The sequence below is a fragment of the Stappia sp. WLB 29 genome (assembly GCF_023507705.1).
Lineage (GTDB): Bacteria > Pseudomonadota > Alphaproteobacteria > Rhizobiales > Stappiaceae > Stappia.
In genome coordinates, this window is record NZ_JALBGD010000009.1 from 36,056 (window position 1) to 58,384 (window position 22,329).

Here is a 22,329-nt window from a genome sequence, read left to right on the forward strand (position 1 = left end):
ACCAGACCCATTCGTCCCGCGTGCGCGGCAGCCGCGCCGATCATCCACCCGTTTCTCCCGCACCGACCCGGCAGGCGGCTTGATGCCTTTCCGGATTTGGGCCAATGTCGCCGCCGACAATCCAAAGGAGGACTGCAATGCCGGGTCAGATCGAGGCGCGTATCGCCGAACTGGGCGTCACCCTTCCGCAGGCGGCGGCGCCGGCGGCCAATTACGTGCCCTTCGTGCGCACGGGCAACCAGCTGTTCATCTCCGGCCAGATCCCGATGGGTCCGGACGGCATCCAGTTCCAGGGCAAGCTCGGCGCCGGCACCTCGATCGAGGACGGCCAGGCCGCCGCACGCCTTTGCGCCATAAACCTGCTGGCCCAAGCCAAGGCCGCGCTCGGCGACCTCGACAAGGTCGTGCGTCTCGTCAAGATCGTCGGCTTCGTCAATTCCGCTCCCGACTTCGGCGACCAGCCGAAGGTGATGAACGGCGCCTCCGACTTCCTCGTCGAGGCGCTCGGCGACCGCGGCCGCCATGCCCGTTCGGCCGTCGGCGTTGCCGGCCTGCCCTTCGGCGTCGCCGTCGAGGTCGAGGCGGTCTTCGAAGTCGAGTAACACGGCACAGGGACGGCGGACACCACCATGCGTGACATTTCCTGGCTGACCAGCCGTCCCATCGCCCATCGCGGCTATCACGACGCGTCGCGCGGCTGCCTCGAGAACAGCCAGAGCGCCGTTCAGGCAGCCGTCGACAAGGGCTTCGCCATCGAGGTCGACCTGCAGCAGAGCGCCGACGACGTGCCCATCGTCTTCCACGACGACACGCTCGACCGGCTGACCTTCGAAAGCGGCCCGGTGCGCCAGCGCAGCGCCGCAGAGCTCACCCGCATCGCCTTGCGCGGCACGGACGACCGGCTGTGGACGCTGGACGACCTGCTCGCCCAGACGGACGGCAAGGTTGGTCTTTGCATCGAGATCAAGTCGCGCTTCGGCCGGAAGCCCGAACGCGCCTTCATCGCCTCCATCGCCGCGAGCCTTGCCCGCTATTCCGGTCCGGTCGCGGTGAAGTCCTTCGACCCGGAAATGCTGGCCCTGATGCGCGAGGCCGCGCCCGACATTCCGCGCGGCGCGCTCGGCGACGGCGCCCGCGACCTGAAAGAGTGGGGCCGCGCCGGCCGCGTCGAGCGCTTTGCCCTGCGCCACTTTCTGCACAGCGTCCGCACCCGGCCGAGCTTCGTCTCCTACTGGGTGAAGGACCTGCCGGCGCTCGCCCCGACGGTGCTGCGCAAGGCCTTCGGCCTGCCGCTAATCGCCTGGACGGTGCGCACGCCGGAGGACCTCACCCGCGCCCGTGCCTTCGCCGATCAGATCGTCTTCGAAGGCTTCGACCCGGACGCAGCACCCTCCTCCTGACGCGGCACCTGACGCACCGCCTTTGCAGCACGCGTGCAGCGCACTAGATTTGACGGGCGAGTTCCCCACCCGGCCCGCGGCGCCTCCCTCCGCGCGGGCCGCAAGCGTTGAAGGCCTGCCCGAGTGACCGCATGCGACGACGACACCCGCGCGTTCCGCCTCAAGGCGATCGGCGGGCTCTCCGACTTTCCGCGCGAAGAGTGGGATACGCTCGCCAATCCCGGCTGGCGGCTGGAGCCGGGCGGCAAGCTGACGCCCGCCCCGCTTGAATCGAAATCTGCAGGCGCTGAATCAGTTTCTCCGCCAACCGCCTTCAACCCCTTCATATCGCACGACTTCCTGTCGATCCTGGAAGAGGCCGGCTGCGTCGGACGCCGAGCCGGCTGGCTGCCCCAGCATCTGATCCTGGAGGATCCGGACGGGCGCGCCGTCGCCGCCCTGCCCTGCTATCTCAAGTCCCACTCGATGGGCGAATACGTCTTCGACCACGCCTGGGCCGATGCCTATGAGCGCGCCGGCGGCAGCTATTATCCCAAGCTCCAGTGCTCGGTGCCGTTCACCCCGGCGACCGGCCGGCGCTTCCTGACCGGGCCGGATATCGACCGCCAGGCTGCCATCGCCGCGCTGGCGCAGGGCCTGCAAGACCTTTGCGCGCTGCGCGAGGCCTCCTCAGCCCACATCACCTTCATGGAAGAGGAGGAGTGGCAGGCGGCAGGCGCGCACGGCTATCTGCTGCGCACCGACCAGCAGTTCCACTGGGAGAACCACGGCTATGCCGATTTCGAGGGGTTTCTCGGCGACCTCGCGTCGCGCAAGCGCAAGCAGATCCGCAAGGAGCGGCGCGAGGCGATGGCGGCCGGCATCGAGATCGAGCGGCTGACGGGCAGCGATCTCACCGAACGGCATTGGGACGCCTTCCACGCCTTCTACGAGGACACCGGGGCGCGCAAATGGGGCCGCCCCTATCTCAACCGCCGCTTCTTCTCGCTGCTCGGCGAGCGGCTGGGCGAGCGGGTGCTGCTGGTGATGGCCCGGCGCGAAGGGCGCTACATTGCCGGCGCGCTGAACCTCGTCGGCTCGCACGCCCTGTTCGGGCGCAACTGGGGCTGCATCGAGGAGCACCCGTTCCTGCATTTCGAGGTCTGCTACTACCAGGCCATCGACCATGCCATCGAGCACGGCCTGCCCCGTGTGGAAGCGGGCGCGCAAGGGGCGCACAAGCTCGCGCGCGGCTATCTGCCGAGCCTGACGCGCTCCGCCCACTACATCGCCCACCCCGGACTGCGGGACGCGGTCGCCGACTATCTGCAGCGCGAACGCCGGGCGGTGGAGCAGGAAGGCGCCTATATCCGCGACGAGCACTCGCCCTTCAGGAAAGCCTGAAGACCTCGCCGCATCCGATTCTATCGACTCGCCTTTTCGCTCTCGCTGAATCGGGATGCGAGGTCGATCCTGAACTCTCACGGGCCACCGTTGAATCGATTTCTCAGCTGAATCTGATTCTGAACTTGAACCCCGGCGGCGGCTGTGCTGCCAAGAAGGCAACGCGTTCGCCCGCCAGGGCCCTACCGGAGAACACCATGCCGATCGAAGCTGCCGCCTACGACGACCAGAATGTCTTCGCCAAGATCCTGCGCGGCGAATTGCCCGCCCAGAAGGTGTACGAGGACGACAAGACCCTCGTCATCATGGACATCATGCCGCGCGGCGACGGCCATGTGCTGGTGCTCCCGAAGACCCCCTCGCGCAACATTCTCGACATTGCCGAGGACGATCTCAACGCGGTGATGAAGACCGTGCAGAAGATGGCGCATGCGGTGGTGCGCGCCTTCGACGCCGACGGCACCACCATCCAGCAGTTCTCCGAAAGCGCGGGCGGACAGGTGGTGTTCCACACCCATGTCCATGTCATCCCGCGCTTTGCCGGTGTGTCGCTGCGTCCGCATACCGGCGAGATGGCCGACCAGGCGGTGCTGGCGGCCAATGCCGACAAGATCCGCGCTGCCCTCGCCTGAGCGAAGGCGCGGAACCTCAGTTGCCGCCGCTCGCCTTCGCAGCGGCGGCCTCATGCTCCGCATCGAGCCGGCCCTCGTCCTCGAAGACGCGCAGGAAGCTCGGCCGGGACGTGATGCGCTCGGCATAGTCGGTGAAGACCGGCAGGTCCGGCACCAGCTTGAACATCAGCGTCCAGCGCAGCGTCGAGCCCCAGTGGATGTCGGCAACGGTGATCTCGTCGCCGAGAAGATAGGGCGCCTTGCCGAGCTGCCCGGCCAGGGTCTCCATCACCAGGTCATAGGTGCCATAGGGCGACTGCGGGCTCGGCTCGTGGCCGAGCGCCTTGTCCACCACTGCCGGCTCGAAACTGGCGGCATAGAACACCATCCAGCGCAGATAGGCGCCGCGGCGCGGATCGCCGATGGCGGGGGTCAGCCCCGCCTGCGGGAAGAGGTCGCCGGCATAGAGCGCAATGGCGACGGACTCGGTCACCACCGTCTCGCCATGGGTCAGCACCGGCACCTTGCCGAGCGGATTGATCGCCAGGTAGTCGGGCGACTTCAGCTCGCCGGCACGCATGTTCAGCACATGAAGGTCGTAGGGTGCGCCGAGTTCGTCGAGCAGCACGCGGGCGGTGCTGGCGCGGCTGCGGGGTGCGTAATGCAGCGTCAGCTTGTGGGCGGAACTTGTGTCGGACATGGGATCTCTCCTTGGGGCCTGCGGACGGCGCGCCCTCGCGCCCTCGCAAAGGTGGATTAGCAGCCCCCTGCTGACAGCCTCGTGTCAGCAGCCCATCCTGTCGGCCGCGCTGTCCTCAGCCAAGATCCAGCAGCAGCCAGCCGCCGATCAGCACCACCTCGCCGACCGCAACGCCGATCACCACCTTCTGCCGCGAGGCGAAGAAGGCGGCGAAGCCGCAGGCGGCCGCGACAATGCGCAGCGCCACCGGCGCGCTCTGCAAGGCGCCGGCGGGAAACAGGATCAGCTTGGCGATCACACCGGCGACCAGCGCGGTCGCGATGGAGCGCACGAAGATCATCACCTCGCTATCCTCGCGCAGCTTGCCGCTGGCGAAGACGCCGAGCCAGCGCCAGATGTCGGTGGCGAGCCAGCCCGCCACCACGATCATCACATAAGGCCACCACCAGGCATCGGCAGCACTCATCGCAGCCCCCTTCGCGCGATCCGCGTGCCGACATAGGCGAGCGTGCCGCCGACAAGCCCGGTCCACAACAGGTCGAGCCCCGGCAGGTAGAGATGGAACAGCGGCCCCAGCAGCAACCCGATGGCCATCGCCGCCTTGTCGGCGGAAATGCGCGCCGCACCCCATAGCGAGCACAGGAAATAGACCGGCGTCAGCATGAACAGCGCCGCCGACGGCAGCAGCGGCATGTCGTCCACCAGCACATAGGCGGCCCCCGTCATCACGAAGACGAAAGCGGTGAGGCTGGCGCCGAAGCCGAGGAAGAACGGCAGCCGTGCCTCGCGCGGATGGTCCTCCAGGTAGCGCATGGCCCAGACCCAGGCGGTGACGGCCACGAAATGCGAGGCGATCAGCAGCTGCCAGCGCCGTGTCCTGCCCTCCACCCGCAACACCGGCATCAGAGCCATCGTCATCGGCATCAGGCGCACCGAGGCGAGCGCAACGGCAATGGCGGCCGGCACCAGTCCCATGCCGGCGGTGATCGCGCCGGTGAGCACCACGACGCTCGGCAGCGCCCAGACGAAGCCGACCATGGCCAGCGTCTCGCCGAGGGTGAAGCCGCTTTCGCGCGCAAGGCCGGCATAGCCGACAAAGGCGGCGGCAAGGATGAGCGCCGGAATGGACACCGCCGCCCGGACCCCGCGCAGGACCCACACGCGCGAGGGCAGCTGCTCGCCGCCTTCCGGGCGATGATCGGGCAAAGGTTCGGGCGATGCGGACGGGGGCGTCGGCATGAAACGAGACCGCAAGACTTGGCGCCGGCTCCGGGAGGGGGAGCGGCAGGGAGAGCATCCTACCTATCAGGTTGGCGCCGAAATGCAAAACGGCGCCGCAGGGGCGCCGTTCCGCGAGACCGCACCAGAGTGCGGCGGCGATCGTTGCGTTCTGTCAGTCGGCCAGCGGCACCTTCGGGACGAGGCTCTTCTTGGCCGAACCGCCCTTCTTCGGCGGCGCGGCGGCCTCGGTCTTCTTCGCCGCCGGCTTGCGGCGGCGCTTCGGTCGGGCGGCCTTGGGCTTTTCCGCCTTCGGCTTGACCGGAGTGTCCTCGACCGTTTCCAGCAGCAGGCCCGCCGCGTCTTCCGACACCGACACCTTGACCGTGCCGCCCTTCTTGAGCTTGCCGAAGAGCACCTCGTCGGCCAGCGGCCGCTTGATGTGCTCCTGGATCACCCGGGCGAGCGGGCGGGCGCCCATGCGCTCGTCGTAGCCCTTGTCGGCCAGCCAGGCGATGGCGTTCTCGGTCAGCTCGAACGTCACGCCGCGGTCGGCCAGCTGCGCCTCCAGCTGCATGACGAACTTCTCGACGATGCGGTGCACGACCTCCATCGGCAGGCTGCCGAAGGCGACGACCGCGTCGAGACGGTTGCGGAATTCCGGCGTGAACAGGCGGTTGATCGCCTCCTGGTCCTCGCCTTCCCGCTTGACCCGGTTGAAGCCGATGGGCGGCTTGGCCATGTCCGACGCGCCCGCATTGGTCGTCATGATCAGGATGACGTTGCGGAAGTCGACCTGCTTGCCGTTGTGGTCCGTCAGCCGGCCGTGGTCCATCACCTGCAGCAGGATGTTGAACAGGTCCGGATGCGCCTTCTCGATCTCGTCGAGCAGCAGCACGCAATGCGGATGCTGGTCGACGCCATCGGTCAGCAACCCGCCCTGGTCGAAGCCGACATAGCCGGGAGGCGCGCCGATCAGCCGCGAGACCGTGTGCCGCTCCATGTATTCCGACATGTCGAAGCGCAGCAGCTCGACGCCGAGCGAGGAGGCAAGCTGGCGGGCCACCTCGGTCTTGCCGACGCCGGTCGGGCCGGAGAACAGGTAGTTGCCGATCGGCTTGTCCGGTTCGCGCAGGCCCGCACGGGCGAGCTTGATGGCGCTCGCCAGCGTCTCGATTGCATCGTTCTGGCCGTAGACCATGCGCTTCAACGTAGCGTTCAGGTTCGACAGCACCTCCTCGTCGGACTTGGAGACCGACTTCGGCGGGATGCGCGCCATCGAGGCGATCGTGGTCTCGATCTCCTTGACGCCGATGGTCTTGCGGCGGCGCGCTTCGGGAACGAGCTTCTGCGAGGCGCCGGACTCGTCGATCACGTCGATGGCCTTGTCCGGCAGCTTGCGGTCGTTGATGTAGCGGGCCGACAGCTCCACCGCGGTCTTGATCGCCTCGTTGGTGTAGCGGACCTTGTGGAAGGTCTCGAAATAGGGCTTGAGGCCCTTGAGGATCTCCACCGTGTCCGAGATGGTCGGCTCGTTGACGTCGATCTTCTGGAACCGGCGCAGCAGGGCGCGGTCCTTCTCGAAGAACTGGCGATACTCCTTGTAGGTGGTCGAGCCGACGCAGCGGATCGACCCGGAGGCGAGCGCCGGCTTGAGCAGGTTCGAGGCATCCATCGCCCCGCCCGAGGTGGCGCCGGCACCGATCACCGTGTGGATTTCGTCGATGAACATCACGGCGCCCGGATATTCCTCGATCTCCTTGACCACCTGCTTGAGGCGCTCCTCGAAGTCGCCACGATAGCGGGTACCGGCGAGGAGCGCGCCCATGTCGAGCGAGAAGATCGTGGCGTCCATCAGGACGTCCGGCACGTCGCCGTCGACGATGCGCTTGGCGAGGCCTTCCGCAATGGCGGTCTTGCCGACACCAGGGTCGCCGACGAAGAGCGGATTGTTCTTCGACCGGCGGCACAGGATCTGGATGGTGCGCGAGATCTCGGCATCGCGACCGATCAGCGGATCGATGCGGCCGGACTTGGCCTTCTCGTTGAGATTGACGCAGTAGGCCTCAAGCGCATCCGTCTTCTGCTTAGGCTTTTCCACGCCCTCCTCCGTCGCAGCTTCCTCGTCGGCGCCGCGAACGGGACGTGCTTCGGACATGCCGGCGCGCTTGGCAATGCCATGGGAGATGTAGTTGACCGCGTCGTAGCGGGTCATGTCCTGTTCCTGCAGGAAATAGGCCGCATGGCTTTCCCGCTCGGCGAAGATGGCGACGAGCACGTTGGCGCCCGTCACTTCTTCCCGGCCCGACGACTGGACATGGATCACGGCGCGCTGAATGACGCGCTGGAACCCGGCCGTCGGCTTTGAATCGTCATCGCCGTCGATGACGAGGTTCTCGAGTTCGGTGTCGATATATTCGACGAGATTGCGCTTGAGAACGTCGAGATCGACGTTGCAGGCGCGCATGACGGCGGCCGCGTCCTGATCGTCGATCAGCGCGAGGAGCAGATGCTCCAAGGTCGCGTATTCCTGCTGTCGCTCGTTCGCGAACGAGAGCGCCTGGTGCAGGGCCTTTTCGAGGCTTCGGGAAAATGACGGCACGGGCGACCCCTATTTCTTTTCCATCACGCACTGCAGAGGATGCTGGTGTTTGCGGGCAAAGTCCATGACCTGAGTGACCTTGGTCTCTGCCACCTCGTAGGTGAAAACACCGCATTCCCCGACGCCGTGGTGATGGACGTGCAACATGATGCGCGTGGCTTCCTCGCGGTTCTTCTGGAAGAACCGCTCCACCACGTGCACGACGAATTCCATCGGCGTGTAGTCGTCGTTCAGCAACAGAACGCGATACAGGTTCGGCCGTTTGGCGACTGTCCGCGTCTTGGTGACGAGCTCGCTGCCCGTGCCGTCACCATTTCCGCGCTGAGGTCCATTGGTCATTGGCTCTCCATCGCCCCGTTTGGCGCCCTAACCGGCGCGCGCTCCGGCGCCTTGTCCGACAACGGGTTTCCGTCCATGAGAGGCCCGGATCCCCGTGTTGTTCTTACGGTCACGCACTGCGCCTTTCTCGCTTCCAAACCCTGCCGCGGCGGGCCCGCGGGCCGAGCCCGCCCGGTACGCCGCGGAAGACCGGCGCCGTCGACGCCGACCGGATCCCCGGCTTCCGGCTGCCGGTCCTGCCAGCATGGGCGGAGTCGGAGCGTGTGTCCTGTCCGCCGTTGCGGCAAGCCGGAGATGGCAGCGTTCTGCATCCCTGTTCGGGAAATCCGTACCGCGACCGCGACGCGAACGGTCTTGCCCCAGTTAGCCGGCCCCTTGCGGCAGCCGCTTGGGCAATCGTGCCCGCGCGTTTCGTTAATGTATGGCATCCTGCGCCAAGCTCAATGGCACGCTTGCGCATTCGCGGAGGCAACACGCCGAATTGTTGGACGGCTAGGTCGTGAACTCATAATTCTGGCGAGAAACGGTATGCCCGAACCCGATCGGATACAAGGAGCAAGGCCGCAGGAAACCATTAGGTTTTCAAGGGCTTGCGACGCTGTTGCCGGCGGGTTCCGGCATACCCGAAGGGCGCCGTTCGAGCATCTCACTGCGGCGTCGGACCGCTCGGCCGGGGGACCTGCCCCGGCCCTCGCGATCCTCCTGGCATATCTTTACCCGACCGGACGCCGTTTCCGGCACAATTATGAGTCCACGACCTAGGCCGGCAGGCGGAGCGAAACGGTGCGCCTCCACGACTGGGACGAAAGGGCACCGAAACGAAAAAGACCCGCAGGTTTTGCCTGCGGGTCAAAAGTCCGGCGGCGGACCGCCGGGATCGTCCTGGGAGACGTAAAGATTACTTGGCGACCTTCGAGAAGGCGCTCTCGTACGGCTTGTACGCATCCTTGGCCAGGTCGCTGTACATCTCGCCGATCTTGGTGACCTCGCCGACGAAGCCCTCGTAGGCGGTCTTCACGTACTCGCTCTGGGCCTCGAAGGCCTTGTCGAGCGACTTCGCGGACACCAGCTTCTCGACGGCGGCGGAGCCGGTCTCGAAGGACTTCTTCTGATAGTCGGCAACTTCCGAAGCGATTGCCTGGAAGCCCTTGGTCATGGCACCGAAGCTCTGCATCATGACATCCATGTTGTCCTTGCCGAGCTTCTGCATGTCGTCGAAATTGTTGATCATTGGTGACCTCTGAGCGTTGTCGTGCAGGCCTGACGGCCTTGTGAATTGCCCCGGTGTTCCGGTCCGGTCCGGCCCTCGCCGGTTCCGGCACGCGATGTGCCCGAATGTCCGGACGTCAGCGGAAAATCCTGTCCGGACCTTCCCCAAGCACGCCTCAGCGTCGAGCCTTGCGATAACGATTTCAGATATATGCATTGCACAAATTTTGTCAAGAGTTATTTTGCAGTGCAACATAGCCGGCACAGGAAGGTTTTCCCGAGGTTTCTCCCTTGCGCCGCCCGCCCCTCACCTTCCAAGTCACGGGTTTCGCTGGCCTTTTCCATCGCACTTGCACAAGGGCGGCGCTTTGGGCACGGTTTCGCGCGTCCGGGAGAGCCTCCGGTAACGGCGCATTAACTGCCTTTTGCGACTCTCGGCAGCATCGGAGCCGGCGACAAGTCGGCCAAAAATCTCGAGAACCGGTTTCGCGCAGTGGTCGTGTTTGGACATTCGTAACCGTATTTCGGGCATGATGAGGCAAGACGCGGGGCATCCGGCCGGGGCTGGCAGGGATCCGGATCGCAACGCAAACGAAACACCTGGACCCGAGTGGGGTAAAATTGTGCTGAGTAAAGGTGTGCGGCGCGTCGGACGCGCATTTGCAATGGGAACCCGGGGAGCGCTTCTGGCCGCAGTGGCTCTGGCCCTCACCGCGATGCTTTCCGCTCCCGCCTTCGCCAACTCGAAATATTCGGGGATCGTCGTCGACGTGAAGTCGGGACGAACCCTGTACAGCTACAAGGCCGACACGGCCCGCTACCCGGCCTCGCTGACCAAGATCATGACGCTCTACGTCCTGTTCGAGGAGCTCGAGGCCGGCCGCATGTCGCTGCAGACCCCGCTGAAGGTGTCCAAGTACGCAGCCAGCCGCCCGCCGTCCAAGCTGGGCCTGAAGCCGGGCAGCAGCATCAAGGTCAAGGACGCGATCATGGCGCTCGTGACGAAGTCGGCGAACGACGTTGCCGTCGTCGTCGCCGAGAATGTCGGCGGTTCCGTGCCGGCCTTCGCGCAGCGCATGACCCGCACCGCCCGCCAGATCGGCATGAAGCGCACCACGTTCCACAATCCGTCGGGCCTGCCGGACAACCGGCAGAAGACCACGGCCCGCGACATGGCCCTGCTCGGCCGCGCAATCCAGGAGCGGTTCCCGAAGTATTACAAATACTTCAACACCCGCGTTTACACCTACAAGGGTCGTCGCTACGGCAACCACAACCGGCTGCTCGGCCGCGTGAAGGGCGTCGACGGCATCAAGACCGGCTATATCCGCGCCTCGGGCTTCAACCTGGTCACCAGCGTCAACACCGGCGGCCGGCACATCGTCGCCGTGGTGATGGGCGGGCGCACCGGCGCCTCGCGCAATGCCCAGATGAAGAAGCTGATCTCGCAGTACCTGCCGAAGGCGACCCGCGGCAAGCGCACCGCGCCGATGCTGGTGGCCCGCGCCGAGACCCCGGCCAGTACGCCGAAGGTGACGCCGAAGCCGCTGGCCTTCGCCGAGCTGCGCAACGTGCCCGTGCCCGGCCTCAAGCCGCAGGAACAGCTGATGCGCGTCGCAGCTCTCAGCCAGCCGGCAACCGCCATTCCGGTCGCCGCGCCGGCGGCTCCTGCCGCCCCGGCAGCCCGTGCAACCGAAAGCGCCTCCGACATCGTCACCGGCTCCATCGCGCCGGTGCCGCAGAAGCCGGACCTGAAGGCCATCCTGCGCCGCAAGGCGATGCAGGTCGCCGCTGCCGACCTGGCGCCGCAGCCGGTCGCCGCACCGCGCTCGCCGGCCGTGCGCTCCGTGCGCACCCAGACCATCCGCGTCGCCGCGCTCGGCGACGAGGTGATGGCCACCGCCCTGCCGGATCCGGCTCCGGCGCAGGCACCCGTGACCGCCGACCTGCCGGACGCACCGGCCAACGCCTCGGTTACGGTTGCCGCCAACAACGCCGCCGACCCGATGCCGGGCTGGCAGGTACAGATCGCCGCTGCCGAAAGCGAGGACGCGGCCGTCAGCATGCTCAAGAAGGCGCAGGGTGCGCTCGGCTCCAAGCTGCGCGGCTACGACCCCTATACCGAGCCGGTCGATTCCGGCGGCGCCACCCTCTATCGCGCCCGCTTCGTCGGGTTCGAAACCAAGACCGCGGCCTGGAACGCCTGCCGCGACCTGAAGCAGAAGCGGTTCAACTGCTACGCCGTGTATCAGTAGGACGTCAGCCCATCACCCAGATCAACTTGTCACGCGTACTGGTGAGTTCAATGACGATCGAGAAGCAGGTCCTTCGCCTCGTTGAGTTTGGCGGCGAGAAATCCGCTCCCTCCCTGGTCGGGATGGACGCGTTTCATAAGACGGCGATGCGCCGCCCGGATTTCCGCCTTGCCGGCGCCGGGAGAAAGCCCCAGAACCTCGTAGGCCTCCTGCTCGGTCATGGCGCCCGCGCCCGGCGGGCTTCCATGCCCCGCTGCGGCATCCGCCTCGAAGTCTACACGCCAGCCGGGCTCCCGGCGGTCGAGATAAGCCTCAAATAGGGCGCGGCTGTCCGGATCCCCGGACAGTTCGCCGTAAAGGGTCGCAAGCTCCTCGCGCGACAGGCTGTCGAGTGTTCGCCCCTCGAAGCGGCCGACCAGAACCTCGCCCGCCATGGCACCGCTGTCATGATCGAGACGCATCTCCAGGAAAGCGGAGCGCACCGTCGAGGTCGCTCCGCTTTCGCCGTTCTGGCCCTCGCCTGCCGGCCGGAACCCGTGGGCGCGCCGCAGGCCCAGCAGCGTCAGCCCGAAGCCGCCGGCCAGCATCGCCAGATCGATGCGCCGGAAGAACAGCATCGCCACCGCCACGGCGAGAAGAACGACGCCGCCCGCCGTCTTCATCTGGCGAACGAGATCGGACGGATTGGCCCGTGTCGTGTAATGCGCAAGCGTCAGCAGCAGGGCCAGAAGCCCGATGCCGAGCAGGAAAAATCCCATACCTGTCCTCGTCTTTCGGAATCTTGCAGGTGCCGGCACTATAGTGCCCATCGCGCCCCTGCGGGAGCGCCCGCTCGCGGCAGCTAACCTCAGCCGCGTCGGATCTCAGCCAAGGTGCTGCAGCAGCCGCTTCGCCCCGCCATCGCCCCCGCGCGTCAGCCGCTCCAGCCCCTCGCGCCCGGCCGCAGCATAGACCGCCGCCGCCTTGAGCAACTCGGCAAGCTCGCGCGCCGACGAGCCGTCGAGGCGGAAATGCGCGCCGCGCGTCAGCCGGGCGATCTCGCGAAAGGCGGTCTCGGCATGGGCGTCCGCCCCGTCCTGGAAGATGAAGGCCGGCACGCCGAGCAGGCCGAGTTCCCCGGCCCTTGCGCACAGAGCGTCGACATCCTCCTCCACGCAGTCGCCGATATAGACGAGCGCCTGCACCTTGCGCCGGCGGGTCTCGTCGATGGTGTGGCGGAGCACCTTGCGGATCTGGGTCTGGCCGCCGCGGCAGTCTATTCGGGTCATCAGCCGGGCGAGCGCCTCGCCGTCACCCACCCATTTGGAGGCGGCGCACTCGCCGAAGCCGCGGAAATAGACGAGCTGCATGGCAAGCCGCCCGACCTTGCCGGCGGCAGTGAACATCTCGCCCTGGATCATGCAGGCCCGGTCCCAGGTCGGCTGCCGGCTCATCGTCGCGTCCAGCGCGATCACCAGACGCCCGGCCGTCGCGACATCGCGGGTCGCCTGGGCGGCGCCAATGAAGGCGGAAATCTCGCTTTTGGCGGAGGGCGCAGGGGCCTTGCCCTCGCTCGTCCCGGCCGGGGCGCGGCTGCGCGTCGTCTCCATCCTGCGGTCGTCGTCCACCATTCCTCCTCGCCGTTCGAACAAGCTTTGCAGTCAGTCATCTTTGATATGGCGCCCATTGCGGAAAAATCCAAACCGCGACCGCAAAAGACGCTAAACACCGTATCCGGCGCCAGCACGGAACGGCGCGCCGGAACCGGGAGGATACCGCAAGACATGACCAGGCCGAGGGTTCACGAGACAGTTGCAGACCTGCGCCAGAGCGTCGCTGCCGCACGCGCCGCCGGACATCGCATCGCGCTGGTGCCGACTATGGGCGCCCTGCACGAGGGCCACCTGTCGCTGGTGCGCGCCGCCCGCGAACAGGCCGGGCACGTCATCGTCTCGATCTTCGTCAATCCCGCCCAGTTCGCCCCGACGGAGGATTTCGACGCCTATCCCCGCGACAACGAGACCGACATCCGCATGCTGGAGGAGCTGTCGGTCGAGGGCGTGTTCCTGCCCGCGGTCGCCGAGATGTACCCGCAAGGCTTTGCCACCGGCATCACCGTCGGCGGACCGTCGGCAGGACTGGAGAGCATCACCCGCCCGCATTTCTTCAACGGCATGGCCATCGTCGTCGCCAAGCTGCTGCTCGCCGCCTTGCCCGATATCGCCGTGTTCGGCGAAAAGGACTACCAGCAGATCGCCGTCGTGCGCCGCTTCGTCGCCGATCTCGGCATCCCGACGGAGATCCTCGGGGCGCCGACGGTGCGCGAGGCGGACGGCCTCGCCATGTCCTCGCGCAACCGCTATCTCGATGCCGATGCCCGCCGGACGGCCGCGCTGATCCCGCAGGTCTTGAGGCAGGCGATCGCGCGGATCCAGGCCGGCGAGCCGGCGGAAACGGTGCTGGCAGACGGCACGGCGCAGCTCGCCAAGGGGGGCTTTTCGGTCGACTATCTGGAGCTGTGCGATGCCGCAACGCTAGCCCCCGTGGGACCCCACAGCTTAAGCGCCCGGCTGCTGGTTGCGGCAAAGCTCGGCAAGACGCGGCTGATCGACAATATGGCCGTCGCGCGTCCGGCCGCCGGCTGGACCTGAGCGGACCGGGCCTGAGCGGACTGCGGATTTCGCAAGAAAGAGCGCGTCAGATCAGACAGAGCTCGGCGAGTTCCCGGCGCATCGCCTCCGGAATGTCGCCGCCGCCGGAGAGCTTGCGGATGTCCGCCGGCGCATCCTCCGCCTTGAGGTAGCGCCAGCCCTGGAACGGGCGGCGCGGTTGCGGCCGAGTCGGGTGCAGCACCGGCTCCAGCACCAGCTGGCAACGCTTGATGCCGGCCGCATCGGTGAAGGGGCGGATGTCGACGAGGTGCTGGCGCGCCTGGATCGTGCCCTTGATCACCCAGTAGAGCGAGCCGCCGTCCAGCAACTCCTCGCGCCGGGTCGGGACCATCCTGGTGGTGTGATACTGCTCGGCCGGCTCGCCGCGCGCGCGCTTCTCCTCCAGGCGGAAATCGATCCAGGCCTGAAGATCCTCGATGGCGTCGACGCCGACGCAGAGCTTGAGAAGATGAAGCGGCATGATCCCCTGTTATAGGGCTCCGAGCGCGCCGGCAAACCCGCAAGTCCCCCGCCCTGCCCGCTATGCACAGGCGATGGGCGACGAGGGGTGCGCAAGCAACCCGCCTGCGCGCCCCAAATGCGTGCCCGCCGGCCCTTACGGGGCTCCAGAAACGACCGCGCCCGGCGGCACGATCCGCATCACGAACGTGTCCGACGTCTCGCCAGGTCCGAAAGGACCCGGCACCTTGCGCTCCACCGCGGGAAGCGAACGCAGATAGGCGATGATCGCCGCCATGTCCTCCTCGCTCATCGAGGCGAAAGAGCGCCACGGCATGCTGGGAGCCAGGGTGCGCCCGTCCGGCCGCACGCCGGTGCGCATCGCCCTGTCGATCTCCGCATCCGACCACGCGCCGAGTCCAGTCGCCTTGTCGGGCGTGAGGTTGGGGCCGGCGAAAGCCCCCATTCCCGGAATCTCGAATGCCACTTCAGAGCCCGACAGGCGATGTGCCATGTCCGGCTTGCCAAGGAAATATCCCGGCGTGTGGCAGTCGTTGCAGCCCATCATTTCCGTCAGATAACGGCCGTGCTCGACCGCATCGCCCGACCCGGCCGCGACAGGCTGAGCGGATGCAACCGCAAGCGCGGCAACCAAAACACCATTGGCAAACCCAAAAAACCGCATGGCTCCCTCCGTCAATGCGGCTTCACGGGCCGCGGCGGAATCCATGCGTCTTCCGGCGGGCAAACGCTGTGACGGCCGTCACCTGACGCAGGGTATTCCGTCGAAAATGGCCTAGTCCTCGTCCGCCAGCGCCACCACCGGCGCGCCCTGGTCGACCTGCGCACCTTCCGTAACGAAGACCGTCTCGACGGTGCCGTCGCGCGGCGCGGTGATGGCATGCTCCATCTTCATCGCTTCGACCACGGCCAGCCGCGCGCCCTTTTCCACCCGGTCGCCGGGCGCCACATCGACGGCGATCACCTTGCCGTGCATCGGCGCCTTGACCGCGGACGCGCCCTCCGCGTCCTCGGCGACACGGGCGAGATGATCGACGAGGGTCACGCGCACGGCGCGCCCCGCCTCCACCGCGTAGGTGCCGCGGTCGCTGCGCACCACGCGGCCCGCGCCGGAAGTCTCGCCGCCGGCGACGGAAGCGGTGCCACCGCGCCACTCGATGGCGACCTCGCGCGGCTCGCCGTCGACCTCGACCCGCACGCCGGTCTGCCGGCGGCCGGTGAGTTCGAACGCATTCGTCGCTGCGAAGGGATCCTGCCAGCCGAACGTCTCCGCCGGCACTTCCGGCAGCACGAGCGCCGCCACCGCCGCGGCGATGGTCTCCTCGCCGACCTCGCCGGCCGTCAGCCGGGCAAGGTCGCGGTCGATGAGGCCGGTATCGAAGCCGCCCCGGCGCACCTCCTCATGGGCGACCAGCGCCGCCAGGAAGGCGAGATTGTTCTTCGGGCCGGCGATCAGCGAACGGTCGAACTGTACGGCAAGCCGGTCGAGCGCCGTCTGCCGGTCGGGGCCGTAGGCGATCAGCTTGGCGATCATCGGATCGTAGAAGGCGGAGATTTCCGCCCCGGTCTCGACGCCGGTATCGATGCGAACGCCTTCGCTTTCAGGCAGTTCCAGCAGGTCGAGCCGGCCGGTGGAGGGCAGAAATCCGGTGTCCGGGTCCTCGGCATAGAGGCGCACCTCGACCGCGTGACCTCTGATCGAGATCTCGTCCTGCGACAGCGGCAGACCCTCGCCCGAGGCGATGCGGAATTGCCACTCGACCAGATCCTGGCCGGTGATCATCTCCGTGACCGGATGCTCGACCTGCAGGCGGGTGTTCATCTCCATGAACCAGAACCCGTCCGGCCGCAGCGTGCCCGAGCCGTCGGCGATGAACTCGATGGTGCCGGCGCCCGCATAGTTGACGGCCTTGGCCGCGGCGACGGCGGCCGCACCCATGGCGGCGCGCGTCTCCTGCGTCATGCCGGGAGCCGGCGCCTCCTCCAGCACCTTCTGGTGACGGCGCTGCGCCGAGCAGTCGCGCTCGAACAGGTGCACGGCATTGCCCTTGCCGTCGCCGAAGACCTGGATCTCGATGTGGCGCGGGTTGAGGACAAATTTCTCGATCAGCACGCGGGCATCGCCGAAGGCGGACTTCGCCTCGCGCTGCGCGGAGGCGAGCGCGGCCTCGAACTCGATCGCCTTGTCCACGCGGCGCATGCCCTTGCCGCCGCCGCCGGCCACCGCCTTGATCAGGACCGGATAGCCGATCTCATAGGCCTTCTGCTTGAGGAACTCCGCTTCCTGCCGCTCGCCGTGATAGCCCGGCACCACCGGCACGCCGGCTTTCTCCATGAGAGCCTTGGCACCGTCCTTGAGCCCCATCGCGCGGATCGCCGACGCCGACGGCCCGACGAAGACGATACCGGCCTCCGCACAAGCCTCTGCGAAGGCGGCATTTTCCGACAGGAAGCCGTAGCCCGGATGGATCGAGGCCGCCCCGGTCGCCTTGGCCGCCTCCAGGATGCGCTCGCCGACCAGATAGCTCTCCGAGCTCGGCGAGGGACCGATGGCGACCGCCTCGTCCGCCATGCGCACATGCAGCGCGTCGCGGTCGGCCTCGGAATAGACGGCGACCGTGCGCAGGCCGAGACGGCGCGCGGTCTTGATGATGCGGCAGGCGATTTCCCCGCGATTGGCAATCAGCACCGAGTCCAGCATGGGGTGGGTCCTCGTTGAAAAGGGCAAGGCGAGCGGGGCCGCATAGGCGCCCCGCGACGGGGATTACATGCGGAAGACGCCGAAGCGGGTCTCCGGCACCGGCGCGTTGAGCGTCGACGAGAAGGCGAGCCCCAGCACCGTGCGGGTCTCCTCCGGCAGGATGATGCCGTCGTCCCACATGCGCGCCGTGGCGTAGTAGGGATGGCCTTCCGCCTCGTATTTCTCGCGGATCGGCGCCTTGAAGGCCGCCTCTTCCTCCGCACTCCAGCTGCCGCCGTCGACCTCGATATTGTCGCGCCGGACGGTGGCCAGAACGCTGGCCGCCTGCTCGCCGCCCATCACGGATATCCTCGCGTTCGGCCACATGAACAGGTAGCGTGGCGCATAGGCGCGCCCGCACATGCCGTAGTTGCCCGCGCCATAGGATCCGCCAACGATTACAGTGACCTTGGGCACCTTGGCGCAAGCGACAGCCGTGACCAGCTTCGCCCCGTCCTTGGCAATCCCGCCCGCTTCATATTCACGCCCCACCATGAAGCCTGTAATATTCTGCAGGAACAGCAGCGGAATGCGGCGCTGGCAGCACAGCTCGACGAAATGAGCGCCCTTCACGGCCGATTCCGAAAACAGGATGCCGTTGTTGGCGATGATGCCGACGGGGATACCGTGGATGCGGGCAAAACCGGTCACCAGCGTGGTGCCGTAATTCGCCTTGAACTCGTCGAGCTCCGAGCCGTCGACGATGCGGGCGATGACCTCGCGGATATCGTATTGCTTCTTCAGGTCGACCGGCACGACCGCGTCGAGATCGCGCGGGTCGACCGCCGGCGCGCGCACGGGAGCAAGCGCCAGGTCCGGCGCCTTGGTGCTGTTGAGATTGGCGACGATGCGACGCGCCTGGGCCAGCGCCTGATCGTCGTCGACCGCATAGTGGTCGGCAACGCCGGACACGCGGGTATGCACCTCGGCACCGCCCAGATCCTCGGCCGAGACCTCCTCGCCGGTCGCCGCCTTGACGAGCGGCGGGCCGGCCAGGAAGATCGTTCCCTGCTGCCGCACGATGATGGTTTCGTCAGACATTGCAGGCACATAGGCGCCGCCCGCGGTGCACGACCCCATCACCACCGCGATCTGCGGGATACCCATCGCCGACATGTTGGCCTGGTTGAAGAAGATCCGGCCGAAATGGTCGCGGTCGGGAAAGACCTCGGTCTGGTTCGGCAGGTTGGCACCGCCGGAATCGACCAGGTAGATGCAGGGCAGCCGGTTCTCCATCGCGATTTCCTGCGCCCGCAGATGCTTGCGTACGGTCATCGGATAGTAGGTGCCGCCCTTGATGGTGGCATCGTTGCACACGATCATGCAGTCGCGGCCCGACACCCGGCCGATGCCGGTGATGAGCCCGGCGCCGTGGATGGCGTCGTCGTAGAGGCCGTGGGCGGCGAGCGCACCGATTTCCAGGAACGGGCTGCCGGGATCGAGCAGGCGAGCGACGCGCTCGCGCGGAAGCAGCTTTCCGCGCGAGAGGTGCCGCTGGCGCGCCCGCTCGGGACCGCCGAGCGCGGCGGTGCGGCGCTTGTCGAGAAGGTCGGCGCGAAGTCCGGCCCACGCGGCGCGGTTGGCCTCCACCTCCGGCCCGTGGGTCGTGGAATTGCTGCGCAGGATCGCCAACTGGTCGTCCCCCCGGTTGCTGTCGGGATGGGGCGGCGGACGCCCCTCCCGAGCTTGTCGGTTTCATGCTGCGACGGACAGTGAATGACGCTTACGTTTTAGTCAATACCATCCATATTCATAAAAAAAATCAATTGTTTGTCGTTACATCAATCGACTTCGTCCGCATCGACGACCCAGGTTTCGGTCGCCGCGCCCTCCCGCCACTCGACCAGGATCGGATGCGACATCACCGCCTCGGCATAGGCGCGCTCGACCTCGCCCATCGGCAGAAGGTAGGTGAGAAAGCGGGTGACGACGGGCGCGAAGAAGCAGTCGGCGGCGGAAAAGGCGCCGAACAGGAAATCCCCCTGCCCCGCATGGGCGCTGCGGCACTCCCGCCAGATCTCGCAAACCCGCGCGATGTCCTTCGCCGCGTCGGGCGAGCGCGGATGCGGCGAAGGCGTGCGCCGCAGGTTCATCGGGTAATGCCCGCGAAGGTCCGGAAAGCCGGAATGGAATTCGGCGCAGATCGAGCGCGCCCGCGCGCGCGCCGCCCGGTCCTGCGGCCACAGCCGGCCGGCGGGGGCAAGTTCCGCCAGATACTCGATGATCGCCAGCGAGTCCCATACGGCAAGGTCGCCATCGACCAGCACCGGCACCCGCGCCGCCGGAGAGACCTCCCTGACCCGACTGGCGAATTCCGGCGTGTCCAGCGGCACCAGCACCTCATCGAAGGCGAGGCCGGAGAGCTTCGCCGCCGCCCAGGCCCGCAGCGACCAGGAGGAGTAGGTCTTGTTGCCGATCACCAGTCTCATGCACTGTCTCCCTGACAATTCGGCGCAATAACGCCGGCATCACGCAATCCTTCGTAAATCTGACAGGGATAGACTGACAGCCTCGATCCCCCGCTCCGGCAAGGTCCGATGATCCCGTTCGTGTTGCAAGCCTTCAAACTGGCGCTCGCTGCGAGCATGCCGCTTTTCGCCGTCATGGCCGGCGCGGTTCTCCCCGCAATCGCGGAAGGCCAGGCCTACCGCGTGGCCAACACCGCCGTGATGCGAGGAAACGAGGCGCGTTTGGAGGTGCAGCCGGGAGAGCTCACCCAGCGCATCGTGTATATCGAACGTCGGGAGAACGACGAAAAGCTGCTGCTCGACATCGGTACCTCCTTGAAATTATGGAGAATTCCCGACGGGCTGGCGCGGATCGCCTGGCCGCATAGCGAGGGGATGTCGCTGTCGCGCGAAGATGCCATCGCCCTCGCGGGCCGCGAGAGCGCCGCCGACGTGCTCGCCTGGGGGGCGGATGTCAACTGGCAGGGGATCGGCCCGGTGCTGCTTATCCTCTTCGAGGCCGGACCGGAAAGCTATGGCGGGCTGCTGTCCAGCGCCCCGTCCGGCATCGCCGTGATGCGGCAGATGATGTTCCAGACGGTGGACCCGCGGGCGCGCCCGCGCAGCGGCAATGCCCGCGAGGCGCCTCTCGGCGTCGAAACGCTACCCGACTGATCTTCAAGCCTTTTTCGGCGCACTTCCGGGCAGGTCGACAGGCCCGCCGGCCTCCCGCCAGGCAGAAAACCCGCCGGCGACATGCGCGACCGGGGCAAGGCCCATCTGCTGCACGGCATGGGTCGCCAGCGCCGAACGCCAGCCGGCGGCGCAGAAGAAGACGAACCGCTTGTCCTCACCGAAGACCGGCTTGAAATAGGGGCTTTCCGGGTCGATCCAGAACTCCAGCATGCCGCGCGGCGCGTGCACGGCACCGGGGACGCGGCCCTCGCGCTCCAATTCGCGGATGTCGCGGATATCCACGAAGACGACACCGGGATCGCCATGCAGCGCCACGGCCTCGCCGACCTCCAGCGTTTCGACGGCGGCATTGGCCTCCTTGAGCAAGGCCTTGTATCCCTTGGTGATCTGTCCCGCCATCGCTCTCTCCCTGCACTCCGGCACGCTCCGCCCGGTTCCCGGGCAAGGCCGACATGTTTGCCGAGCCGCCGCCGCAGGGCAAGCCCTGTCCCCGCCGGCAACGCCCCCGCGCCCGGCCGCAAGACGCGAAAAGGGCGCGGATTTCTCCGCGCCCTTCGCAATTCCTGCAGTTCGATGACGTGACCGCCATGCGCCTCCGCTTTTCGCGGGCGCTCTATCGTCTAGTTGGCGATGGCCACGGTCGCGGGGGTGACATCCCCGCCGAACACATACATCAGCGCAAGCGCGCCACCTGCCAGGAGAACGACCCAAGCCGTTACACCCCAACAGGATTTCTGAACCTGTTCGTCCATGAAGATCCTTGTTGCCCGAGTGTGGCGGCGCGTGTTTTGCCCCCGCGCCGCGTTCGGTCCGAAGCTGGATTTAACGATTTGGCAATTATTTCGCAAGCGCAAAAAATGTGCGAGCTGACCTGCACGTCACGCATGACAGTTCGATGAACCACCCCAATCCTCTCGGGAATTTTGCGAGGAACCGCCTCGAAAAATTGCGACGAGCCTCTCAAAATTCGCCGAAATCCGCATCAACTTTTGCGAAATTTCGAGACTCGCCTCTCGAAATCGCAATCCCGCATTGCGCCGCGAAAACGGGGATAAGCGACCGGCGCAGACAAACAGTCAACGGACACGCAGCCAACGGGGATACAGGCTCCCTGATAAAGCTGAAAGTTGACTCCGGTTATTTTGCCGGGAGTTTGCGCGAAGGCGAGTGCTGCTCGCCGGCTACGGGAACATGGACACAGGGTCCTAAGCCAGATCGTGTGAACGAACCGGACGGGACGCCGATCCGAAAGGTCTTGTCCGGCGGCGGCCGGCACGACCCAGCCGCCGGGCTGTCACTCGGCCAGCAAGGCCCACAGGTCTCCTCACGCGATGGAGCGGGAGGCCTCGCGTACCTTCACCGTCGCCTGCTCGACCCGCTCGGTCTCCGCCGAAAGCGACTGCATGTTGCCGCTGATCGCGACGACCCCCGCATGCGCCTGCTGCATGTTGCCGGAAATATCGTGAGTGACGCTCGTCCGTTCCTTGATGGCGCCGCCGCAACGCGGGATCCGCCGCGGCAGGCCGCCGCCCTCCCGACCGTGGACCACCGCCGGACGGTGGTTGATCCGCACCGCGCACGAAGCCAGACTTCGCAAGCAACGCAACGCAAGCGCGGAG

Annotated in this window: 22 protein-coding genes; 7 read left to right on the forward strand and 15 right to left on the reverse strand. The window is 66.8% G+C overall.

The window, feature by feature from the left end; genetic code table 11:
• Nucleotides 1–137 precede the first annotated feature (137 nt).
• The 4 genes from MNI96_RS16355 (at nucleotide 138) to MNI96_RS16370 (ending at nucleotide 3,415) form a co-directional block, all read left to right on the forward strand.
• On the forward strand, nucleotides 138–602 hold the full coding sequence (locus tag MNI96_RS16355) for a RidA family protein (RefSeq protein WP_067334142.1): 465 nt from the start codon (nucleotides 138–140) through the stop codon (nucleotides 600–602).
• Between the two features lie 27 nt (nucleotides 603–629).
• Nucleotides 630–1,400 carry a glycerophosphodiester phosphodiesterase family protein gene (locus MNI96_RS16360; protein ID WP_249694884.1) on the forward strand — a complete coding sequence of 257 codons (771 nt, stop codon included), beginning with the start codon at nucleotides 630–632 and terminating at the stop codon, nucleotides 1,398–1,400.
• Between the two features lie 123 nt (nucleotides 1,401–1,523).
• Complete coding sequence (locus MNI96_RS16365) at nucleotides 1,524–2,783, forward strand: GNAT family N-acetyltransferase (RefSeq protein ID WP_249694886.1); 1,260 nt, start codon at nucleotides 1,524–1,526, stop codon at nucleotides 2,781–2,783.
• Between the two features lie 203 nt (nucleotides 2,784–2,986).
• A complete protein-coding gene (locus MNI96_RS16370; protein ID WP_249695208.1) occupies nucleotides 2,987–3,415 on the forward strand; it encodes an HIT family protein in 429 nt (142 codons plus the stop codon).
• Between the two features lie 16 nt (nucleotides 3,416–3,431).
• Here MNI96_RS16370 and MNI96_RS16375 read toward each other — a convergent pair whose 3' ends face one another.
• From MNI96_RS16375 to MNI96_RS16400, 6 genes are all read right to left on the reverse strand, one after another.
• The gene (locus MNI96_RS16375) at nucleotides 3,432–4,094 is read right to left on the reverse strand and encodes a glutathione S-transferase family protein (protein ID WP_249694887.1); all 663 of its coding nucleotides are present in this window, start codon (nucleotides 4,092–4,094) and stop codon (nucleotides 3,432–3,434) included.
• A gap of 115 nt (nucleotides 4,095–4,209) precedes the next feature.
• On the reverse strand, nucleotides 4,210–4,560 hold the full coding sequence (locus tag MNI96_RS16380) for an AzlD domain-containing protein (RefSeq protein ID WP_249694889.1): 351 nt from the start codon (nucleotides 4,558–4,560) through the stop codon (nucleotides 4,210–4,212).
• The gene (locus tag MNI96_RS16385; RefSeq protein WP_249694891.1) at nucleotides 4,557–5,333 is read right to left on the reverse strand and encodes an AzlC family ABC transporter permease; all 777 of its coding nucleotides are present in this window, start codon (nucleotides 5,331–5,333) and stop codon (nucleotides 4,557–4,559) included. The genes MNI96_RS16380 and MNI96_RS16385 overlap by 4 nt, the downstream gene beginning before the upstream one ends.
• A gap of 154 nt (nucleotides 5,334–5,487) precedes the next feature.
• The gene (gene clpA, locus MNI96_RS16390; protein WP_249694893.1) at nucleotides 5,488–7,914 is read right to left on the reverse strand and encodes an ATP-dependent Clp protease ATP-binding subunit ClpA; all 2,427 of its coding nucleotides are present in this window, start codon (nucleotides 7,912–7,914) and stop codon (nucleotides 5,488–5,490) included.
• Between the two features lie 9 nt (nucleotides 7,915–7,923).
• The gene (gene clpS / locus MNI96_RS16395; protein ID WP_249694895.1) at nucleotides 7,924–8,253 is read right to left on the reverse strand and encodes an ATP-dependent Clp protease adapter ClpS; all 330 of its coding nucleotides are present in this window, start codon (nucleotides 8,251–8,253) and stop codon (nucleotides 7,924–7,926) included.
• Nucleotides 8,254–9,151: 898 nt separating this feature from the next.
• Complete coding sequence (locus tag MNI96_RS16400) at nucleotides 9,152–9,481, reverse strand: phasin family protein (protein ID WP_209001614.1); 330 nt, start codon at nucleotides 9,479–9,481, stop codon at nucleotides 9,152–9,154.
• A 646-nt stretch (nucleotides 9,482–10,127) separates the two neighbouring features.
• Between MNI96_RS16400 and MNI96_RS16405 the strand changes: the two genes are divergently transcribed.
• Nucleotides 10,128–11,717 carry a serine hydrolase gene (locus tag MNI96_RS16405; protein WP_249694897.1) on the forward strand — a complete coding sequence of 530 codons (1,590 nt, stop codon included), beginning with the start codon at nucleotides 10,128–10,130 and terminating at the stop codon, nucleotides 11,715–11,717.
• A 47-nt stretch (nucleotides 11,718–11,764) separates the two neighbouring features.
• On the opposite strand, the gene MNI96_RS16410 is transcribed toward MNI96_RS16405, so the two are convergent.
• Together MNI96_RS16410 and MNI96_RS16415 are read right to left on the reverse strand one after the other, a co-directional pair.
• Nucleotides 11,765–12,475: a DnaJ domain-containing protein gene (locus MNI96_RS16410; protein WP_249694900.1), complete on the reverse strand. Its 711-nt coding sequence runs from the start codon at nucleotides 12,473–12,475 to the stop codon at nucleotides 11,765–11,767.
• Between the two features lie 105 nt (nucleotides 12,476–12,580).
• On the reverse strand, nucleotides 12,581–13,327 hold the full coding sequence (locus MNI96_RS16415; RefSeq protein WP_249694902.1) for a vWA domain-containing protein: 747 nt from the start codon (nucleotides 13,325–13,327) through the stop codon (nucleotides 12,581–12,583).
• A gap of 153 nt (nucleotides 13,328–13,480) precedes the next feature.
• Between MNI96_RS16415 and panC the strand changes: the two genes are divergently transcribed.
• Nucleotides 13,481–14,347, forward strand: a complete 867-nt coding sequence (gene panC, locus MNI96_RS16420; protein ID WP_249694904.1) for a pantoate--beta-alanine ligase — start codon at nucleotides 13,481–13,483, stop codon at nucleotides 14,345–14,347.
• A gap of 46 nt (nucleotides 14,348–14,393) precedes the next feature.
• On the opposite strand, the gene MNI96_RS16425 is transcribed toward panC, so the two are convergent.
• The 5 genes from MNI96_RS16425 to MNI96_RS16445 form a co-directional block, all read right to left on the reverse strand.
• A complete protein-coding gene (locus MNI96_RS16425) occupies nucleotides 14,394–14,828 on the reverse strand; it encodes a DUF1489 family protein (RefSeq protein WP_249694906.1) in 435 nt (144 codons plus the stop codon).
• 135 nt (nucleotides 14,829–14,963) lie between these two features.
• Nucleotides 14,964–15,491: a c-type cytochrome gene (locus MNI96_RS16430; RefSeq protein ID WP_249695210.1), complete on the reverse strand. Its 528-nt coding sequence runs from the start codon at nucleotides 15,489–15,491 to the stop codon at nucleotides 14,964–14,966.
• A 111-nt stretch (nucleotides 15,492–15,602) separates the two neighbouring features.
• On the reverse strand, nucleotides 15,603–17,528 hold the full coding sequence (locus MNI96_RS16435; RefSeq protein ID WP_249694908.1) for an acetyl-CoA carboxylase biotin carboxylase subunit: 1,926 nt from the start codon (nucleotides 17,526–17,528) through the stop codon (nucleotides 15,603–15,605).
• A gap of 63 nt (nucleotides 17,529–17,591) precedes the next feature.
• Nucleotides 17,592–19,199, reverse strand: coding sequence for a carboxyl transferase domain-containing protein (locus MNI96_RS16440; RefSeq protein ID WP_502960351.1), 1,608 nt, complete (start codon nucleotides 19,197–19,199; stop codon nucleotides 17,592–17,594).
• Between the two features lie 149 nt (nucleotides 19,200–19,348).
• The gene (locus MNI96_RS16445) at nucleotides 19,349–19,996 is read right to left on the reverse strand and encodes a glutathione S-transferase family protein (RefSeq protein ID WP_249694910.1); all 648 of its coding nucleotides are present in this window, start codon (nucleotides 19,994–19,996) and stop codon (nucleotides 19,349–19,351) included.
• A 108-nt stretch (nucleotides 19,997–20,104) separates the two neighbouring features.
• On the opposite strand from MNI96_RS16445, the gene MNI96_RS16450 reads away from it, so the two are divergent.
• Nucleotides 20,105–20,689 carry a hypothetical protein gene (locus MNI96_RS16450; protein ID WP_249694911.1) on the forward strand — a complete coding sequence of 195 codons (585 nt, stop codon included), beginning with the start codon at nucleotides 20,105–20,107 and terminating at the stop codon, nucleotides 20,687–20,689.
• Nucleotides 20,690–20,692: 3 nt separating this feature from the next.
• Here MNI96_RS16450 and MNI96_RS16455 read toward each other — a convergent pair whose 3' ends face one another.
• Nucleotides 20,693–21,109 carry a rhodanese-like domain-containing protein gene (locus MNI96_RS16455; protein ID WP_249694914.1) on the reverse strand — a complete coding sequence of 139 codons (417 nt, stop codon included), beginning with the start codon at nucleotides 21,107–21,109 and terminating at the stop codon, nucleotides 20,693–20,695.
• A 925-nt stretch (nucleotides 21,110–22,034) separates the two neighbouring features.
• Nucleotides 22,035–22,283 carry a hypothetical protein gene (locus MNI96_RS16460; RefSeq protein WP_249694916.1) on the reverse strand — a complete coding sequence of 83 codons (249 nt, stop codon included), beginning with the start codon at nucleotides 22,281–22,283 and terminating at the stop codon, nucleotides 22,035–22,037.
• Between the last annotated feature and the right edge of the window lie 46 nt (nucleotides 22,284–22,329).

What these genes read in the sequence shown, in the direction of transcription:
- MNI96_RS16355 (WP_067334142.1), top strand. Translation starts at nt 138, where the DNA reads ATGCCGGGTCAGATCGAGGCGCGTATCGCCGAACTGGGCGTCACCCTT.
- MNI96_RS16360 (WP_249694884.1), top strand. Translation starts at nt 630, where the DNA reads ATGCGTGACATTTCCTGGCTGACCAGCCGTCCCATCGCCCATCGCGGC.
- MNI96_RS16375 (WP_249694887.1), bottom strand. Translation starts at nt 4,094, where the DNA reads ATGTCCGACACAAGTTCCGCCCACAAGCTGACGCTGCATTACGCACCC.
- MNI96_RS16380 (WP_249694889.1), bottom strand. Translation starts at nt 4,560, where the DNA reads ATGAGTGCTGCCGATGCCTGGTGGTGGCCTTATGTGATGATCGTGGTG.
- MNI96_RS16385 (WP_249694891.1), bottom strand. Translation starts at nt 5,333, where the DNA reads ATGCCGACGCCCCCGTCCGCATCGCCCGAACCTTTGCCCGATCATCGC.
- clpS (WP_249694895.1), bottom strand. Translation starts at nt 8,253, where the DNA reads ATGACCAATGGACCTCAGCGCGGAAATGGTGACGGCACGGGCAGCGAG.
- MNI96_RS16405 (WP_249694897.1), top strand. Translation starts at nt 10,128, where the DNA reads ATGGGAACCCGGGGAGCGCTTCTGGCCGCAGTGGCTCTGGCCCTCACC.
- MNI96_RS16410 (WP_249694900.1), bottom strand. Translation starts at nt 12,475, where the DNA reads ATGGGATTTTTCCTGCTCGGCATCGGGCTTCTGGCCCTGCTGCTGACG.
- MNI96_RS16415 (WP_249694902.1), bottom strand. Translation starts at nt 13,327, where the DNA reads ATGGTGGACGACGACCGCAGGATGGAGACGACGCGCAGCCGCGCCCCG.
- panC (WP_249694904.1), top strand. Translation starts at nt 13,481, where the DNA reads ATGACCAGGCCGAGGGTTCACGAGACAGTTGCAGACCTGCGCCAGAGC.
- MNI96_RS16425 (WP_249694906.1), bottom strand. Translation starts at nt 14,828, where the DNA reads ATGCCGCTTCATCTTCTCAAGCTCTGCGTCGGCGTCGACGCCATCGAG.
- MNI96_RS16430 (WP_249695210.1), bottom strand. Translation starts at nt 15,491, where the DNA reads ATGCGGTTTTTTGGGTTTGCCAATGGTGTTTTGGTTGCCGCGCTTGCG.
- MNI96_RS16435 (WP_249694908.1), bottom strand. Translation starts at nt 17,528, where the DNA reads ATGCTGGACTCGGTGCTGATTGCCAATCGCGGGGAAATCGCCTGCCGC.
- MNI96_RS16445 (WP_249694910.1), bottom strand. Translation starts at nt 19,996, where the DNA reads ATGAGACTGGTGATCGGCAACAAGACCTACTCCTCCTGGTCGCTGCGG.
- MNI96_RS16450 (WP_249694911.1), top strand. Translation starts at nt 20,105, where the DNA reads ATGATCCCGTTCGTGTTGCAAGCCTTCAAACTGGCGCTCGCTGCGAGC.
- MNI96_RS16455 (WP_249694914.1), bottom strand. Translation starts at nt 21,109, where the DNA reads ATGGCGGGACAGATCACCAAGGGATACAAGGCCTTGCTCAAGGAGGCC.